The 16,990-nt window shown below is 52.1% G+C and carries 16 protein-coding genes and 1 tRNA gene; 5 read left to right on the top strand and 12 right to left on the bottom strand.

The window, feature by feature from the left end:
- Positions 1-62: 62 nt before the first annotated feature.
- Positions 63-506: a VOC family metalloprotein YjdN gene (gene yjdN, locus K7H21_RS25785; RefSeq protein WP_004127944.1), complete on the bottom strand. Its 444-nt coding sequence runs from the start codon at positions 504-506 to the stop codon at positions 63-65.
- Between the two features lie 172 nt (positions 507-678).
- Positions 679-1,014, bottom strand: coding sequence for a zinc ribbon domain-containing protein YjdM (locus tag K7H21_RS25780; RefSeq protein ID WP_004127949.1), 336 nt, complete (start codon positions 1,012-1,014; stop codon positions 679-681).
- Positions 1,015-1,554: 540 nt separating this feature from the next.
- Between K7H21_RS25780 and proP the strand changes: the two genes are divergently transcribed.
- Positions 1,555-3,057 carry a glycine betaine/L-proline transporter ProP gene (gene proP / locus K7H21_RS25775; protein ID WP_004127952.1) on the top strand — a complete coding sequence of 501 codons (1,503 nt, stop codon included), beginning with the start codon at positions 1,555-1,557 and terminating at the stop codon, positions 3,055-3,057.
- A 145-nt stretch (positions 3,058-3,202) separates the two neighbouring features.
- Here proP and cbpM read toward each other — a convergent pair whose 3' ends face one another.
- The 3 genes from cbpM to K7H21_RS25760 all read right to left on the bottom strand — a co-directional run bounded on the left by cbpM (position 3,203) and on the right by K7H21_RS25760 (position 5,256).
- Entirely contained in the window at positions 3,203-3,508 is a 306-nt protein-coding gene (gene cbpM / locus K7H21_RS25770) for a chaperone modulator CbpM (protein WP_004127958.1), read from the bottom strand.
- Positions 3,508-4,425: a curved DNA-binding protein gene (gene cbpA / locus K7H21_RS25765; protein ID WP_004127961.1), complete on the bottom strand. Its 918-nt coding sequence runs from the start codon at positions 4,423-4,425 to the stop codon at positions 3,508-3,510. Before cbpA ends, cbpM begins: the two co-directional genes overlap by 1 nt.
- A gap of 150 nt (positions 4,426-4,575) precedes the next feature.
- Complete coding sequence (locus K7H21_RS25760) at positions 4,576-5,256, bottom strand: TerC family protein (RefSeq protein WP_004127964.1); 681 nt, start codon at positions 5,254-5,256, stop codon at positions 4,576-4,578.
- Positions 5,257-5,479: 223 nt separating this feature from the next.
- Here K7H21_RS25760 and K7H21_RS25755 point away from each other — a divergent pair, with 223 nt between their 5' ends.
- Positions 5,480-6,262 carry a DsbA family protein gene (locus K7H21_RS25755; protein WP_004127967.1) on the top strand — a complete coding sequence of 261 codons (783 nt, stop codon included), beginning with the start codon at positions 5,480-5,482 and terminating at the stop codon, positions 6,260-6,262.
- 33 nt (positions 6,263-6,295) lie between these two features.
- Here K7H21_RS25755 and K7H21_RS25750 read toward each other — a convergent pair whose 3' ends face one another.
- Complete coding sequence (locus K7H21_RS25750) at positions 6,296-6,892, bottom strand: TetR/AcrR family transcriptional regulator (RefSeq protein ID WP_172879907.1); 597 nt, start codon at positions 6,890-6,892, stop codon at positions 6,296-6,298.
- 115 nt (positions 6,893-7,007) lie between these two features.
- On the opposite strand from K7H21_RS25750, the gene K7H21_RS25745 reads away from it, so the two are divergent.
- Both K7H21_RS25745 and K7H21_RS25740 read left to right on the top strand, forming a co-directional pair.
- Positions 7,008-7,595: an NAD(P)H-dependent oxidoreductase gene (locus K7H21_RS25745; RefSeq protein ID WP_004127972.1), complete on the top strand. Its 588-nt coding sequence runs from the start codon at positions 7,008-7,010 to the stop codon at positions 7,593-7,595.
- A gap of 570 nt (positions 7,596-8,165) precedes the next feature.
- Positions 8,166-8,483 (top strand): hypothetical protein, encoded by a 318-nt coding sequence (locus K7H21_RS25740; RefSeq protein ID WP_004127974.1) that lies wholly within the window; start codon positions 8,166-8,168, stop codon positions 8,481-8,483.
- A gap of 34 nt (positions 8,484-8,517) precedes the next feature.
- Here K7H21_RS25740 and K7H21_RS25735 read toward each other — a convergent pair whose 3' ends face one another.
- The gene (locus K7H21_RS25735) at positions 8,518-9,327 is read right to left on the bottom strand and encodes a polysaccharide pyruvyl transferase family protein (protein WP_004127977.1); all 810 of its coding nucleotides are present in this window, start codon (positions 9,325-9,327) and stop codon (positions 8,518-8,520) included.
- A 99-nt stretch (positions 9,328-9,426) separates the two neighbouring features.
- On the opposite strand from K7H21_RS25735, the gene K7H21_RS25730 reads away from it, so the two are divergent.
- Complete coding sequence (locus K7H21_RS25730; RefSeq protein ID WP_142470379.1) at positions 9,427-11,649, top strand: glycosyltransferase; 2,223 nt, start codon at positions 9,427-9,429, stop codon at positions 11,647-11,649.
- Between the two features lie 303 nt (positions 11,650-11,952).
- On the opposite strand, the gene K7H21_RS25725 is transcribed toward K7H21_RS25730, so the two are convergent.
- The 5 genes from K7H21_RS25725 to cutA all read right to left on the bottom strand — a co-directional run bounded on the left by K7H21_RS25725 (position 11,953) and on the right by cutA (position 16,978).
- Positions 11,953-12,028 (bottom strand) — tRNA-Phe (locus K7H21_RS25725).
- Positions 12,029-12,143: 115 nt separating this feature from the next.
- Positions 12,144-14,231, bottom strand: coding sequence for a DUF1176 domain-containing protein (locus K7H21_RS25720; RefSeq protein WP_004127983.1), 2,088 nt, complete (start codon positions 14,229-14,231; stop codon positions 12,144-12,146).
- A 67-nt stretch (positions 14,232-14,298) separates the two neighbouring features.
- Entirely contained in the window at positions 14,299-14,874 is a 576-nt protein-coding gene (locus K7H21_RS25715) for a transcriptional regulator (RefSeq protein WP_004871181.1), read from the bottom strand.
- A gap of 35 nt (positions 14,875-14,909) precedes the next feature.
- Positions 14,910-16,679, bottom strand: coding sequence for a protein-disulfide reductase DsbD (locus K7H21_RS25710; protein ID WP_004127989.1), 1,770 nt, complete (start codon positions 16,677-16,679; stop codon positions 14,910-14,912).
- Complete coding sequence (gene cutA, locus K7H21_RS25705; protein ID WP_004109254.1) at positions 16,655-16,978, bottom strand: divalent cation tolerance protein CutA; 324 nt, start codon at positions 16,976-16,978, stop codon at positions 16,655-16,657. The genes K7H21_RS25710 and cutA overlap by 25 nt, the downstream gene beginning before the upstream one ends.
- Between the last annotated feature and the right edge of the window lie 12 nt (positions 16,979-16,990).

Below are 16,990 nucleotides of genomic sequence, written 5' to 3'. Positions count from 1 at the left end.
ATGAACGCACGGATGCCCTCACCCTGGCTCTCTACCGGAGGGTGAGGGGAGGAAGGTAAGCGTTAAGGCTCTTGAGGCTCTTTCACCACGTTGACCATCCACGGGACGCCAAAGCGGTCGATGACTTTACCGAAGCCGTGCGCCCAGAACGTTTCCTGCCAGGCCATCTCTATCTGGCCGCCGTCGGCGAGGCCGTCAAACCAGCGTTTACCCTCGATCACGTCTTTTGGGTCGAGCACGATGGTAAATCCGGCGTAGCGCTCCATTTTGCTGGAGGGGCTGTCGCTGAGCATCAGGATGCTGTCCGCGATGCGCAGGCTGGCGTGTGCGATACCGTCAGCAGCCAGATGTTGGCCAGAAGGGCAGCCATCTTCGGCGTCCTGGGTATTCTGCGGCATTTCACCCCAGGTGATTTTGTGGATCAGCTCAGCGCCCAGCGCCTGCTGGTAGAAGGCGATGGCGGCAGCGCAGTTGCCGCTAAAAGCGATATAGGGACTTAAGGGCATAACCATTACCTCAGGTAACGAATATTCCATTAAGCGTAGAAGGGGATTGCAGAATTAAGCCAGGCGGCAGCGACGGATGCCAGGCTCGGGTAAGGCGAGTGCGAATGAGGGAAGGCTGATCAGGGCGCGGAAAAATCTTTTCCCCCCGGCGATGGGCGCCGGGGGAATAAAATCAGTTCTTTTTAACAAATTCGGATTTTAGCTTCATCGGTCCAAAACCATCAATTTTACAGTCAATATTATGATCGCCTTCTACCAGGCGGATATTTTTAACTTTAGTACCAATTTTTAGCATCGAAGAGCTGCCTTTAACCTTCAGATCTTTTACCACGGTGACGCTATCGCCGTCGGCCAGTAAATTGCCGTTGGCGTCTTTGACAATCAGCGCGTCGTTATCGTCCGCAGGCTCGGCATTGTTCCATTCGTGGGCGCATTCCGGGCAAACAAACATGCCGTTGTCTTCATAAGTGTATTCAGAATGGCATTTTGGGCAGTGTGGCAGTTGCATGACGTTCCTCGCGATTACTGGGTAAAACAGGACGTTGGTCCTTTAAATGGCGGCTGATAGCCGAAAGTGATGCTGATTATAGCGCAATCCCGCACTTTTGTCGGGCCTTTTTTATGCGGCTTCGCAGCGGAGTAAGAGAATTTATATTGTGAGGATTGGCGGGATTATTTCCTTAAAAACCGCCAGTTATTTCCGGAAATATATCGCTAAGTTCCAATATTCATTGAACTTATTGGTTTGGGATGACTCTGTTTAAGGGTAGGTAAATTTTTGTGAAGTTGATCCCAAATTTAAACGCTGTTAGGGTAAAAAAGCGAGAACGCAAATTCACTACACTTATTAGCGGCACCGCTTATTTGATTATGGCCAGAGCAGGCGTCAACAGGTTCGGTTGTACGGACTGTCAGCAGACAGTGCAGGCAAACCTGCTACGCTTGAAATGTGGAGCACAGCAATTCGCCGCTCCCAACGCATGACGCGAATGACTTTGTCATTCGGCGGAGATTCGTGCGCTCAAGGCGAGAGCAAAAGAGGATAACTATGCTTAAAAGGAAAAAAGTAAAACCCATCACGCTTCGGGATGTGACCATCATTGATGACAGCAAACTGAAGAAAGCGATTACCGCAGCATCGCTGGGTAACGCGATGGAATGGTTCGATTTTGGGGTTTATGGTTTTGTTGCGTATGCCCTGGGTAAAGTCTTTTTCCCCGATGCTAACCCCAGCGTGCAGATGATCGCCGCCCTCGGTACCTTCTCGGTTCCCTTCTTAATTCGTCCATTAGGCGGCCTGTTCTTCGGGATGCTGGGCGATAAATACGGTCGACAAAAGATTCTGGCGATAACCATTGTCATCATGTCGATAAGTACATTCTGTATCGGTCTTATTCCGTCGTATGCCACGATTGGTATCTGGGCGCCAATACTGCTGCTGCTGTGTAAAATGGCGCAGGGCTTCTCGGTGGGCGGAGAATACACCGGCGCATCGATCTTTGTTGCGGAATACTCCCCTGACCGGAAACGCGGCTTTATGGGTAGCTGGCTGGACTTCGGTTCGATAGCCGGTTTTGTGATGGGCGCGGGCGTGGTGGTACTGATTTCCAGCGTGGTGGGTGAAGAGAACTTCCTCGACTGGGGCTGGCGTATTCCGTTCTTCCTGGCACTGCCGTTAGGGATTATTGGTCTTTATCTGCGCCATGCGCTGGAAGAGACGCCAGCGTTCCAGCAGCACGTTGATAAAATGGAGCAGGGCGATCGTGAAGGCCTGCAGGAAGGACCGAAAGTCTCGTTTAAAGAGATTGCGACCAAACACTGGCGTAGCCTGCTGACCTGTATCGGTCTGGTGATTTCCACCAACGTGACCTACTACATGTTGCTGACCTATATGCCGAGCTACCTATCGCATAACCTGCACTATTCAGAAGACCACGGGGTGCTGATCATCATCGCCATCATGGTCGGGATGCTGTTCGTTCAGCCGGTTATCGGTATGCTCAGCGACCGTTTTGGCCGTCGCCCGTTTATTCTGATTGGTAGCGTGGCGCTGTTCGCGCTGTCGATTCCGGCCTTTATCATGATTAACAGTAACGTTCTCGGCCTGATTTTCGCCGGTCTGCTGGTGTTGGCGGTAGTGCTGAACTGCTTTATCGGGGTGATGGCCTCGTCGCTGCCGGCGATGTTCCCGACCCACATCCGCTTTAGCGCCCTGGCCAGTGCCTTTAACATCTCGGTGCTGATTGCCGGTCTGACGCCGACGCTGGCGGCGTGGCTGGTGGAAAGCACGCAGAACCTGATGATGCCGGCTTACTATCTGATGGTGGTGGCATTGATTGGTCTGATTACCGGCCTGTCGATGAAAGAGACCGCTAACCGTCCGCTGAAAGGGGCGACGCCAGCGGCTTCGGATATTCAGGAAGCGAAAGAAATTCTCGGCGAGCACTACGATAACATCGAACATAAAATCGAAGATATCGATCAGGAAATCGCCGACCTGCAGGAAAAACGTTCTCGTCTGGTGCAGCAGCATCCGCGCATCAACGACTAAATCGTTTTGCTGGTAACGCATGCCGCCGCGGGCTTCCCCCGGCGGCATTTTTTATGTCCTGACTGACTACGGACGTGATGTCGTTCGCGAAATGCGTATGCCCGGTAAGGTATTAGCCGCCACCGGGCGTTGCGGCGGCGAGGGCTTAGCTATGCGTCAGAAAGCGCGCCAGCCGCTGCTGCAGGATTTGATTTTCACGGCTCAGGCGCGCGTTCTCGTCCAGCAGCGTTAAGGCGACAGCGATACCCGGCCAGTCTAGCTCCAGCTCTTTGCGCAGGCGTACGGCGCGGTGCACTATGGTCACTGCACTATCGTCAAACAGCCAGCTTTCCCGCTGCGGCTGGCGGGGCTCAATCATGCCAAGGCCGACAATCTCGTCAAGCTCCTCTTCGGAAAGGCCGGTGTGGAGACAAAACTCGGTAATCGTGAACGTCACTGTTATCTTAGCCATCAGGCTTTCCCCCATGTCTTACGCGGCTCGAAGCTGGATTGCGCATCCGCCAGCTGTTGCCAGAGCGCGCGGCTCTTCTCATCTGGTTTTGGCGGCATGACGATTTTAATCACCGCATACAGGTCGCCGGTGGTGGTTTTGCTGGTCAGCCCTTTGCCCTTCACGCGCAACCGCTGACCGGCCTGGCTGCCCGGCGGAATGGTCAACAGGATGCTCTCTTTCAGCGTCGGGATGGTAACTTTAGCGCCCAATGCGGCTTCCCACGGTGCCAGCGGCAGGACGATTTCAAGGTTATGGCCGACGACATCAAACAGCGGATGCGGTGCGATATGGATCACCAGCCACAGATCGCCGTTGGGGCCGCCATTTTCACCGGGAGTGCCCTGGCCTTTCAGACGGATGCGCTGGCCGTCGACGACGCCCGCGGGAATTTTCACGTTCAGGGTTTTCGGCGTTTCGCTTTCGACCATGCCGAAGACGTTATAAACCGGCAGCTTATAGCTGATAGTGCGCGTCTGCTCCGCCAGGGTCTCTTCAAGGAATACCGCGACTTCTATCTCCAGGTCATGGCCGCGGACGCCGTGCTGGCGGCGGCTATGGTGCGCCTGCTGGCCAAACATAGTGGAGAAGATGTCGTCGAAGTCCTGCTGGCTATAGCTCTGCTCGTGAGAATGCTGCTGCCGGCCAAACTGCGGATCGTTGCGGTGCTGCCAGAGCTGGTCGTATTCGGCGCGGCGCTGGTCATCTTTAAGCACTTCCCAGGCTTCGGCGAGATCTTTGAATTTGGCTTCGGCATCGTTTTCTTTGCTGACATCGGGGTGATATTTACGTGCCAGACGGCGATAGGCGGTCTTAATGGTTTTCAGATCGTCCGTTGGCTGAACCCCTAAAATGGCATAATAATCCTTTAATTCCATGGCGTTATCTCATTTATGCGCAATATTACGGTTACAGATCCCTGGATCAGGTGTCTCTATTAAGCGTAGGGCAAATGAAGACGGATTGGGCGGAAAAGTGGCGCAAACTTGACGCCGTCGGGATTGACGGCGGCCAATTGTGAACGCCAGCTATTCGCTGGAGCGCCTGCGGTTTCTGCGTAGCCCTTCGAGTAGCACCAGCGCTGCGCCAATGGTTCCGCCCATCAGTGGGAGAGCGGCGGGTGCGTTGGGGAACAGATGAATGATGGTCACATCGGTCACCATCATTGAACCGGCTATCCAGCCGATGAGCGCACCACCCAGCATCACCACGGACGGGAAGCGGTTAAGGATTGCCAGCACCAGTTTGCTGCCGAGGACGATAATTGGAATGCTGATTAATACGCCCAGCGCGACCAGCAGCAGATGGCCTTTCCCGGCGGCGGCAACCGCCAGTACGTTATCCAGCGACATAATGACGTCGGCAACGGTAATGGTGACTGCGGTACGCCACAGGCTGCTGGAACTACTGACGTCGCTCTCTTCTTCCTGATTGGTCACCAGCTTGATGCCAATCCACAGTAGCATCAGCGCGCCGACCACTTTAAGCCACGGCAATGAGAGTAAATAGATCGCGATGGCTAAAAGCAGCACGCGTGCCGCTATTGCGCCGACGGTACCGATGATAATCGCTTTGGTACGCTGCTGAGGTGGTAGTTTACGGCAGGCCATCGCAATCACCACCGCGTTGTCGCCGCCCAATAACAGATCGATAGCAATAATTTGCAGCAGAATAACCGCCACGTCCCACTGACTAAAAAACTCATTCATACCCAACTCATCGAACCACAAAAGAAAACCTACAGAAAAACGCAGGGGCGAAGCGTACTCTCGTTCGGGCACCCTGACCACCTTCCAGAGAGACCGCGCGCAGCGAGTTATTGAAAAATATCGTTACCAATCATTGCATGGTCCGGCAATGATTCGCAGGCAAAGGATGATATTTTGTTCGCAGAAATACATCTGCCGTTCACCTATCGCAAGGACTAACTACATGCCCGGCCATAAGAATTTACTCACATTTGCCTTTATTAGCGCTACCCTGTTTCCGCTTATGGCGACCGCTGCTGATGCGCCGACTTTTACGCCTGAACAAGAGGCCCGTATTGGCAAAATCGCCGCGGATTACTTAGTCGCGCACCCGGAAGTGCTGCTGCAGGCTAGCCAGAAGCTACAGCAAATTCAACAACAGCAGCAGGCCAGCGCCGCGACCCAGGCGGTACTGAAGAATGCGGCTGCGCTGACCCAGGATAAAAATACGCCAACCTACGGTCCGAAAGAGGGCAAAGTTACGGTCATTGAATTCTTCGATTATCAGTGTGTTTACTGCAGTCGTCTGGCGCCGGTAATGGAACAGGTGATTAAAGAGAACCCGCAGACCCGCTTTGCATTTAAAGAGTGGCCGATTTTTGGCAGCCGCTGGGAAACCTCGCTTGAGGCGGCGAAAACCGGCCTGCAGATTTATCAGCAGAAGGGCGCAGAGGCTTATCTCACCTACCATAACGGGATCTATTCCACCGGGCATAACGAAGGCAAGCTGACGTCTGCCGACATCCAGCAGCAGGCGAAGAAAGTGAATTTCGATGCCGGGAAAGCGGCGGACGTTGAGCCGGCACTGGAAAGCACCAATCAGCTGGCGCAGGAAATTGGTCTGAGTGGGACGCCGGGAGTTATCGTGATGCCGACTACCGGCGCCACGGAAGCGACGATCACCGTGTTCCCGGGGCTAGCGGATAAAGCCTCGCTGGATGCGGCGATCAAGAAAGCGGGCGGCTGATAATCCACGCGTCCGCCGGATGGCGGGCGCGATTTAGCGATGACAGCAGCGTTGCAGCATCGACATAATAACCTGAAAGAGCTCATCTTTAGCCTGCTGCTCGGTGATGACGCCGTTCACGACCGCGGCCGATAATCCGTCGGCGGAGCCGAGCATGGCGAGAATGGCCGCCTCGCTGAGATTCTCGCTCTCACAAAGCGGAGAAAAATAGTCCCGGCATTTTCCGGTAAAGGTGGCGATGCACTCTTGTTTGATCTTCTCCAGCTCAGGCGTCCCGGCCAGCGCGGCCATGACGCTCGGCATCTCGCGCCCCTGAAGCAGCACGCACTCGATATAGGCGTTGGCGATCGCCGCGGCCAGTTTATCCGCGTCAGGTTGGGTATTGCGCAGAATTTCATCCATTCGCGCCGTCTGGCGCTGGTCGTATTCCGTATACAGCGTCGCGAAAAGTCCCGAACGGCTGTCAAAATGATCGTATACCACCGGTTTAGTGACCCCCGCCTGCGTCGCCAGGTAACCCAGCGTCAGGGCATCGGTCCCTTCTTGGCGAATAATCTTCCAGGCAACATCAATCAGCTGTTTGTGCCGCTCTTCTCGGGTTAAACGCTGCCGTACGAGTGGTTCAGACATAGAAGCATTCTCCCGTTGACATGCTTATATACCAAAGGTAACTTACTATTGGTAGGTTACTGTTAGTATATAAGACTACGTCCAATATCGTTGTATAGCAACTGGAGTATCCGTCATGCATGCATTAATCGTGGTTTCTCATCCTCTTAATACTTCTCTGACTCACAGCGTTGCGACGGCGATTGCGCAGGGGGTTGCCGAATCCGGTTCGCATCACAGCGCTGAAATTGCCGATTTAACCCAGGAAGGCTTTAGCCCGGTTTTTGCCGAACCGGATATTGCCGCCTTTCTGCAAACCGGCGCTACGCCGTCCGATACGACCGCTGAACAGGCCAGAATCGATAACGCCGATGCGCTGGTGCTGGTGTTTCCCATTTACTGGTGGTCGATGCCGGGGCTGCTGAAAGGCTGGATTGACCGCGTGTTTTCAAACGGCTGGGCGTATGAGGAGACCGCCGACGGCAACGTCGTGAAGAAGCTGGGGCGCCTGCGGGTACATCTGGTGGCATTAGGCGCAGCGAGTCGACAAACGTATGACAAGCACGGGTTTACCGATGCTTTTAATGCGCAAATTGTCCACGGCATTTTTGATTACTGCGGGGCTACGGTAGCCAGTTCGCAGATGCTGCTGTTGCCGGACCTGAAAACGGCGGAGGCGCATCTGGAGGCGGGGCGCCAGCTGGGAAGAAAGATGTTTGCCTGAGGTTCGTTTCGCTCCCGAGCCGGGGTTTCCGCCGGGCGTCTTTATCCGAGCCCGGCCTGAAAAAATATATTATCAATGGCTTATGTTCGCCATGTCGGGACAGAATGGGTGCTAATCCTGCGAGGGCACCTAATGCTGATATGCCGTGTATTCATCGAGTTATGTGGCCCTGATCAGACTGGATCTGCCGACATTTTGGTGTTAGCGAGAGATGCCTTATTGTATAATCCTTCCATTCCCCCTCTGGAAAACAATGATAAATAATTTACAGCGTTTCGAAAGTCTCGGTGATAATTGTGAGTTTGCTTTCTTTCTAAGAGAGTCAGGTTATGATGAAGGCAGCTTATTTCGTTGGACTTTAATAAAAAACTATCATGCACTTCTAAAGTTAATCGAATCTGATTTTGCTGATTTGTATGTTATGAAAATCTGACGCCCTCCTGGCAGGATATGGTGCTTGATCAACGGCATGATATTTGTTTTCATACTGAAATGTATAGCGATAATAAAGATGATGGCTGGGTCTAGCGTTATACCCAAGAGGAAAATGATCTTATTTATACAAGGGAAATGGATAAGATTAATTACTTGATAAATAAATTTAAGAACAGCCTTGCTGATGAGAATAAAATTTTTGTCGTAAAAAACAATGGCAATAACCTTGATGATGTTGTACTGGCTTTAGCAAACGAGTTCAAGAAGCACGGCAACAGTAAAATACTCTATGTTAATAGCGATGCGGGAAATTCAAAGCCAGGTGAGATAACGAAATTAACGGATAATCTCTTTGTTGGGGCCATTGATAGATTCGCCGACTATAGTCGAGCAAATGAATACTCACGTGAAGGCTGGCAGGCAATAATTGATAATGCTGTAAAGGTTATGTGACTTTTTAGCAGCGTATTAATATACGCTGCATTTTTTAGCTGGTAGTGATAAAGCACGTTTTTGGGTAATGATTCAACAGTGAGTAATTATAAACGGCTTCATTTTTATAGTACGAGTTAGGGTAGAAGTTGACTTCTTTCCCGAGCAGAGAAGCTAAAATTGCTACATGCAGTCTGTCGGTATTAACGACTTTATACTCTTCAAGAAAGTTAATCATGCAGCGGGTAGAATTTCGTGCCAGAAATTCATTGTCCCAATAGTCGCCATTCCATGTGAGCGAAATATCATGATTGTTTTCTTTATAATCTCCTGTCAGCGATTCTGAATCTGTTCTGAAACAATTTGCCTGTTGTTTATAGGCAGGTTTAAGGGACAAATATTTGCTAAGATCGAGATAAAACGCCATGTCATCAGCAATGAATACGTTTTTGTTTGCCTCGTAGTTAAGAGATCTAATATAATCGAAAGTGGTATTTTCACGGCAAAATACCACTAACTTATCGATGTTGCTGGTGAATAAATCGCTGTACCCTCTGATTGTCGAAGGCATAATGATTGCTTTGTGAAATTTATGAATATTATTTTGGATAAAATCACGGCCTTCAGCATATAACCCTTCGATGAGGTTTCCTCCGCCGCCAAAAATTAAAATATCGGTATCGGGGCTGTAGTGCTCATCGGCCCTGTAAGGAACATAAGTAAGCGCATTTCGTTCGAAAAAATCGTACGTTGCCGATGCAATCACGCCATCACCCGCGTTACCGGGGTTTGCCTTATAGACAAATCGATGAGATGGATGATAGGATTTTAGAAATAAATCAAATTTTAACTCTGCACTGGTCATTTTTTATCCTGTTTAACAGAAGCTATTGATTGCTATCTTAATATTACTTCAACTCACTCATTATTATAGAAAAGTCTAGGTTACTAAGGAAAGATCACAATGAAAAAAGTTCTTATAATGACGCCGGACATAGAGGGGCCTGTCCGTAACGGCGGCATTGGTACTGCTTTCACTGCCCTTGCCACTACTTTGGCAAAAAAGGGGTATGATGTCGATGTATTGTATACATGTGGTGACTATTCGGAGTCATCTGCATCAACTTTTAGCGATTGGTCACGTATTTATAGCACCTTTGGTATTAATCTGCTGAGTACCGGGCTGGTTAAAGAAATTAATATCGACGCCCCCTATTTTAGAAGAAAAAGTTACTCAATTTTGCTCTGGCTGAAAGAAAATAATGTCTATGACACGATTATTTCTTGTGAATGGCAGGCAGATCTTTATTACGCTTTATTAAGTAAAAAGAATGGCACTGATTTTGAACATACCAAATTCATTGTCAATACCCATAGCTCAACGTTATGGGCTGATGAAGGTAACTACCAGCTCCCATATGATCAGAATCACCTTGAACTCTATTATATGGAAAAAATGGTTGTTGAGATGGCTGATGAAGTCGTTAGTCCTTCTCAGTATTTAATTGACTGGATGTTGAGTAAACACTGGAATGTTCCTGAAGAACGCCACGTTATTTTAAATTGCGAGCCATTTCAAGGGTTTGAAAAGAGAAGTGACGTTGTCGTTAAAACCAATGAAAAAACCGCCTCAGGCGTTGAGCTTGTATTTTTCGGCCGCCTTGAAACCCGTAAAGGGCTCGATATCTTCCTGCGCGCATTAAGAAAACTCTCTGACGAAGATAAAGAAACGATCTCTGGTGTAACTTTCCTCGGGAAAAACGTCACGCTGGGTAAAATTGATTCATTTACCTATATCATGAATCAGACCAAAAATCTGGGTCTGGCAGTCAATATCATCAGCGATTATGACCGTACCAATGCGAACGAATATATAAAAAGAAAAAATGTATTAGTCATCATCCCATCGCTCGTTGAAAACTCTCCGTATACCGTTTATGAATGCTTGATTAATAACGTTAACTTCCTCGCCTCAAACGTCGGAGGGATTCCAGAGCTTATTCCGCAGGAGCATCATGCCGAAGTTTTGTTTACCCCAACGCCGGTTGATTTATACGGTAAAATTCACTATCGCTTAAAAAATATAAACATCAAACCCGGACTGGTTGACTCACAAGAAAATATCCAGGCAGCGTGGTTTGCCGCGATTGAAAGAAAAGATAACTGTGTCTTCAAGAAAATTGATGAATCCAATCGCCCGTTAGTGAGCGTATGTATTACTCATTTCGATCGTCACCATCTGCTCCAGCAGGCGCTGGCCTCAATAAAAACGCAAACGTACCAAAATATTGAAGTTATTTTAGTTGATGATGGAAGCACAAAAGAAGAATCTCATCGTTATTTGAATCTAATCGAGAACGACTTTAACGCCCGAGGTTGGAAAATCATCCGCAGTTCTAATAACTACCTCGGTGCAGCACGAAATTTGGCTGCGCGACATGCTTCCGGTGAATATCTGATGTTTATGGATGATGATAATGTCGCTAAACCTTTTGAGGTTGAGACATTTGTCACGGCAGCTTTAAACTCCGGTGCCGATGTGTTAACCACTCCAAGCGATCTCATTTTTGGTGAGGAGTTCCCTTCGCCATTCCGTAAAATGACGCACTGCTGGCTTCCGTTAGGACCTGATTTAAATATTGCCAGCTTTAGTAACTGCTTTGGCGATGCTAATGCCCTGATCAGGAAAGAAGCTTTCGACCACATCGGTGGCTTTACTGAAGATTACGGTTTAGGTCATGAAGATTGGGAGTTTTTTGCAAAAGTATCTTTAAATGGTTATAAACTGCAAATCGTTCCTGAGCCGCTATTTTGGTACAGAGTAGCAAACTCCGGAATGTTGTTAAGCGGAAATAAGAGCAAAAACAACTATCGCAGTTTCCGTCCATTTATGGATGAAAATGTGAAATATAACTATGCGATGGGGTTGATTCCTGCTTACCTCGAAAAAATTCATGAGCTGGAGAATGAAGTGAGCCGACTGCGCAGCATCAATGGCGGCCACTCAGTCAGTAATGAACTACAGCTTTTAAATAATAAGATTGATGGTCTGATTTCTCAGCAAAGGGACGGCTGGGCCCACGATCGCTTTAATGCTCTTTATGAAGCGATTCATGTTCAGGGGGCAAACAGAGGCAGAAGTCTGGTTCGTCGGGTAGGCAGGAAAGTTAAATCCCTGTTGAAATAGCAGCGTCCGCGGAGCTCGAAAGAGCTCCGCAAAAAATAGTTTTAATGAAGTTTAATTGTCCGACGTACTCAACTCCCCCCGAATACCAACGTCTGCTTATTCCGCGATTAGGCTGCTTTTAGGCGGGTTCTCTGAATAAGTGGTGCCCGGACTCGGACTAACGCCGCAGGCGTTGAACAGCGCGCTTGTCGCGCTGGCCCCGAAGGGGTGAGCCGCTGTGCGGCGAATAATCGAACGTAGTTCGATGGAGAGTCCGGTCGTAGAAAAGCAAAAACCCAGCCATAGGCTGGGTTCTTTAAATAGTGGTGCCCGGACTCGGAATCGAACCAAGGACACGGGGATTTTCAATCCCCTGCTCTACCGACTGAGCTATCCGGGCAACGGGGCGCATTAAACCGTAATCCGTACGCCCCGTCAATCAAATTTCTCGTTTTATCTATCGGTTGCTTAACTTTGCGGCAATTCTGCGCCCAAAGGCGCTTTTTTGCTGAAAATTACATCATACCGTTGTCGCCTTCGCGGATTTTCCAGCCGCTGGTCACCGAGATAGCGCGGCGCAATCCGGAGATCGTGTAGTCGCCAACGATATCTTCATCATCACGCGGCGAGCTGAGCGTGATTTCCGCGTCGACGCCGTGGCGATAGGCGCCGTGGTGGCTAAAGATGGTGCCGATAAAACATTTATCGTTCAGCCAAACCGGGATATACGCCACGGTTTCATAGATATAGTTCGACGGTACGCCGCTGTAGTAGTTTTCCGCGTCATCGGACGACGTGCCCGGAGGAATAGGGCAAATCGGCGCGTCATTGTCGCTCTGCGGCTTATCCTTGAGCAGGCTGCTCTGCATCACTTCCAGTGACTTCAGCAGGTCTGATTTTTCCCGCTCATTCAGCGCGGGCGTCAGGGGCTGGTCTTTTTCCGGCGAGCGAATGTCGTTAAGGGTGTAGCGGTAGCGGATCGTCACTGCCGGCGTACTGCCTGAGGGACCAAACGGGCGCAAGAGATAGAGATTATCTTCGCCAAACTGGCCGTTGTACCAGAGCGCATAAACCTGGCCATTAATGCGTACCCAATGGCTCCACTGGTTGGCGCCGCGGCCGTTGAGAGAGTAGAGCGCGCCGGGAACGCCTGCGTCAAAATCATCGCCGTTGCCGCTATCATCGCTGTTGACCGCAGCAAAAGCATCGTCGCTGCGTTTTAATATTCCGGTATAGCTAAAGAGTCCGGTACCGCCGACGTAGCTGTCGATGATTAAATCACGCTTACCGTCTCCGTCGAGGTCGACCAGGGTAAAGCTGACTTTGCCGTTTTCGGAGTCGGCGCTGATATCGGACTGGAGAAACGTCTGCCACTCATCATCGCTGATATCGGCGGAAGGTTTCGTCGTCGAGACCAGAGAGTCGTCCGCGTAGGTTAGCGTAAAATGGCTGACGTTGCCGCTGAGAGGAAACTGCTCGGCGATCTTATTCAGATCCAGTTCAGGATTGACCTTCTGCTCTTTTAACACCGCGTTGTATAACGCTTTCAGCGCGTTGTTATCGGCATCTTTCTGCTGCTTTGGGATAACCTGGCTCACAAAGGTGGGCAGCATCCACGCGCCGCCGGGAGCGATTTCCCGGCAGTCACCGGTGGTGTACTTTAGGCTCTGGACAAACGTTTTGCCGTCCCAGACGCGCTCTTCGCCGCTGATGCAGTCGGCGATACCGCGGCCTTTATTGAAAAAGGTGAGTACGCCATCGGCATAGCTGGAGGCGTCAGTAGTGACCAACTGAGGCGGGGTCATGAACCCTTTGTCCACAACCCACATTGCATAGCCGTCGTTATAGGCCGCGCGCCAGCACAGGGCCTGAATCAGCGTGTGGTTTTTGTCCAGCGGGATTGCGGTGAGCTGGCGCTCAGACGCCGGGATATCCGCGTTTTGCCAGTCGTCACAATGACTGTTCAGGAGCGGGACAAGCTGGGGAAGGAGTTTCTGCCGCTGCTTTGCCGGCAGCGGCGCGGTAGCGGCATCGTGAACCACCGGCGCGGCGATGATTTCCGGCGCGGGCGCTGCCGATAAAATATTGTCATCACCGGCGTCGCCCTGGCGTAACAGCGCATCGGCAGTGCCCAGGCGCCGCTGGAACTCATCCATCTTCAAAAATACGGCGCTGCTGCCTGCGTCGGAAAGCGTCTTACGCTCGCCGTTAAGCGCCAGCTCAATTTTTCCGTTGTGCTCAAGGGCCTGAATCAGGGCCGCCGTCTGGGTATCATCGAAGCGAAAGTGGCTCTCGTCGGCGACGTCAAGTGGACCGTGATCCCGATCGTCAATAAACAGGTTTACCGCGGCGTCGGGAGGAATATCGCGTTCGGTTTGCGCGAAGGTCGCGACAGCGATGACGTGCTGCGCCGCGCCCGCATTGCGGGTCAGCAGAACGCTGACTTCGCCCATGGTGGCGCCATAGCCGGCGGCCCTACAGGTACCGGTGTTGTCGCAGGCGAGCTCCCAGTCTTTATGCGCGAAAGAAAAGCCTTGCGGAGAGGCTGCCAGGAGCGGCGTCGAACACAGCCCCATGGTGGCAAGCCAAAGAAGAGAGCGCATATCAAACCCTGTCAGCATATCGATGAAGGGGAATTATATGCGCGATGAATCAGTTAAGATATCGGAATCAGGTCAGGGCGCCGCCCATACGGCACTGGGCAAAACGTAAAATGTCTTCAGCCAGGCGACGCGCGGTATCGACGTCCGTCTGACTGCGTTTGATCAGCAGCCGGCTCAGGCAGCCTTCGATGATCAGCTCCATCTGCTTCGCGACCATTGCCGGATCGTCAACTTCCAGCTGGCTAAGCAGTTCGTGGGTATAGGCCAGTGAAGCCTGCTTTTGCTGTTCGGCCAGCTGATGGATTGGATGCTGAGGGTCCGGATAAAAAGTACAGGCGGCAATAAACAGGCAGCCGGGATAACGATGGTTGCTTACGCAGGTGGTCAGTGCGGCGTAGCGGGCCAGCAGCTTCTGCTCTGCGCTTAGCGACTCGTCCAGTAAAAGCTGGCGGCGCCAGGCATCGACCTGATGGCTGAGATAGCGAAGCGCGTCGTACAGCAGCGCTTCCTGGTCAGGCCAGAAACGTTTGAGGTCATTGAGCGGGTAAGCCACGCGCTCGGCGACCATTTCCAGCGTGGTGTTAGCGATACCCTCGATTTCGAGGATTTGGATGGCTTCACCCAGGACATCTTCACGTTGCACGGTCTTTTCCTCCATTTTTCCTCCTACAGTGTCGCTCACGGTTGTCGATCGCGCAAATGGGCGCTGAATGCCGCGGCATCCATAAATCCGGTGACTCGCTGCGCGGGCAGCTCCTCGCCCTGTTCATTGAAGAACAGAATGGTGGGCAAGCCGAGCACCTGGAGATGCTTCAGCAGCGCCGCGTCCCGCGCGCTATTTTTGGTGACATCAACCTGCAGCAGAACGGTCTCTTTCAGGGCCTGTTGAACCTCAGGTGAGGTGAAGGTGTATTTCTCGAACTCCTTGCAGGCCACGCACCAGTCGGCGTACAGGTCGAGCATCACCGGTTTACCTTTCGCCTGCGCCAGCGCCTGATTGAGCTCATCGACGCTATGGATACGGGTAAACTGGAGATGGGCCTGCCGTTGGGCGAGCGGCGCATCGAAAGCCCAGTCCTGCAGCGGACGGGCGCTGACCAACGCAGCGCCGAACATTGCTATTTGCACGATACGCAGCCAGGGGCGCGTGCCGCCCAGCGAGGTAATAAACGCCCAGCTAAAAAAGGCGACGCCCAGCAGCGACCACAGCCGCAGGCCCCACGGTTCGCCCACGATACGCTCCAGTAAAAAGACCGGCAGCGCGAGGATCACAAAGCCAAAGGCGGTTTTGACGTGGGCCATCCATGGGCCGCTTTTCGGCAGCAGACGGTTACCGAATACGGTCACCAGGATCAGCGGCAGCCCCATACCGAGCGCATAGAGATACAGGGTACCGCCGCCCAGCCACAGATTACCGCTCTGGGCGATATAGAGCAGAATGGCGCTCAGCGGCGCGGTGGTGCAGGGCGAGCAGATTAATCCGGCGATCGCCCCCATGGCGAATACGCCGCCGGGTGAACCGCCCTGACGTTTGTTGCTCATCAGCGTCAGACGCGTTTGCAGCGACGAAGGCAGCTGGAGCGTAAACAGACCAAACATCGACAGCGCCAGCAGGATAAACACCACCGACAGGCCGATCAGCACATAAGGGTGCTGCAGCGCCGCCTGGAACTGCAAGCCCGCAGCGGCAACAACCAGCCCCAGCGCGGTGTAGGTTAAGGCCATACCCTGAACGTAGATAAAGGCCAGCAGCAGCGCGCGGGCGGTGGAGAGACGTTGCTGGCCGCCCAGCACGATACCGGAAATGAGTGGATACATCGGCAGAACGCAGGGGGTAAACGCGATGCCGATACCAATTAATAGCGCCCACAGCGCGCTAAAAGGGAGATCTGAGCCTTTGTTATCCTGGACTAAGGGAGGAAGAGCAGATGGCGACTCTACCGGCAGCGCCGGGCGCGTTTCCAGCGGCAGAGGCGGGTTGAGCTTTGGTTGTTCGGCCGTAGCGCCGCTGTCGGAGCGCGCCAGCGCATTGCCGAGCGGCACGATTTTGGTTTCCGGCGGATAGCAGAAACCGGCATCCGCGCATCCCTGATAAGTCACGGTAAGAGTCGCGCCGGCGGCGGCGTGAGTCAGCGTGACCGGCACGGTCAGGCGCTGGCGGTAAATTTCGCTTTTACCGTAAAACTCGTCCTCATGCCACTCGCCTGCAGGCAGCGAGGGGGCGGTAAACGCCGCATCGGCGGACGTCAGCTTTATCTGTTTACGGTAAAGATAGTAACCATCTTTGATTTGCCAGGTCAGATTAAGATCGTGTTGATTCTGCTGAAAATCGAAGGCAAAAGCCTGGTCAGCAGGAACAAAGTTCGAACGGCCAGGGGCGTCGAACAGGCCGGCAATGGCCGAAGTGCTGCAAAGCAGCAGGATCAGCGTAATGATGCGTTGAGCCATGAGAGGTAATCGTTGTCTCCGTGAATAACGGGCAGAACCAGAAGTTCAGGGGTTTGATACGGGTGATGAGACTTCAGGCAGTCCAGTAGCGCCTGCTGATGGGCAAGGTCGGTTTTCAGCAGCATTTGCACTTCATACTCCTGCTCCAGTTTTCCTTCCCAATAGTAGAGCGATGTCGCTCCCGGGAGGAGAGTGGCGCAGGCGGCGAGTTTTTCCGCCAGCGCTTTGGCCGCCAGGTCCTGGGCGGTCGCTTCATCCGGCGCGGTACAGAGTACAACAACAGCATCAGGCGTAGTCATCGTGAACCTCGT

Source organism: Klebsiella sp. CTHL.F3a, from assembly GCF_019890895.1.
In the GTDB taxonomy this organism is placed as follows: Bacteria; Pseudomonadota; Gammaproteobacteria; order Enterobacterales; family Enterobacteriaceae; genus Klebsiella; species Klebsiella grimontii.
This window is presented reverse-complemented; position numbering and strand designations above follow the sequence as displayed.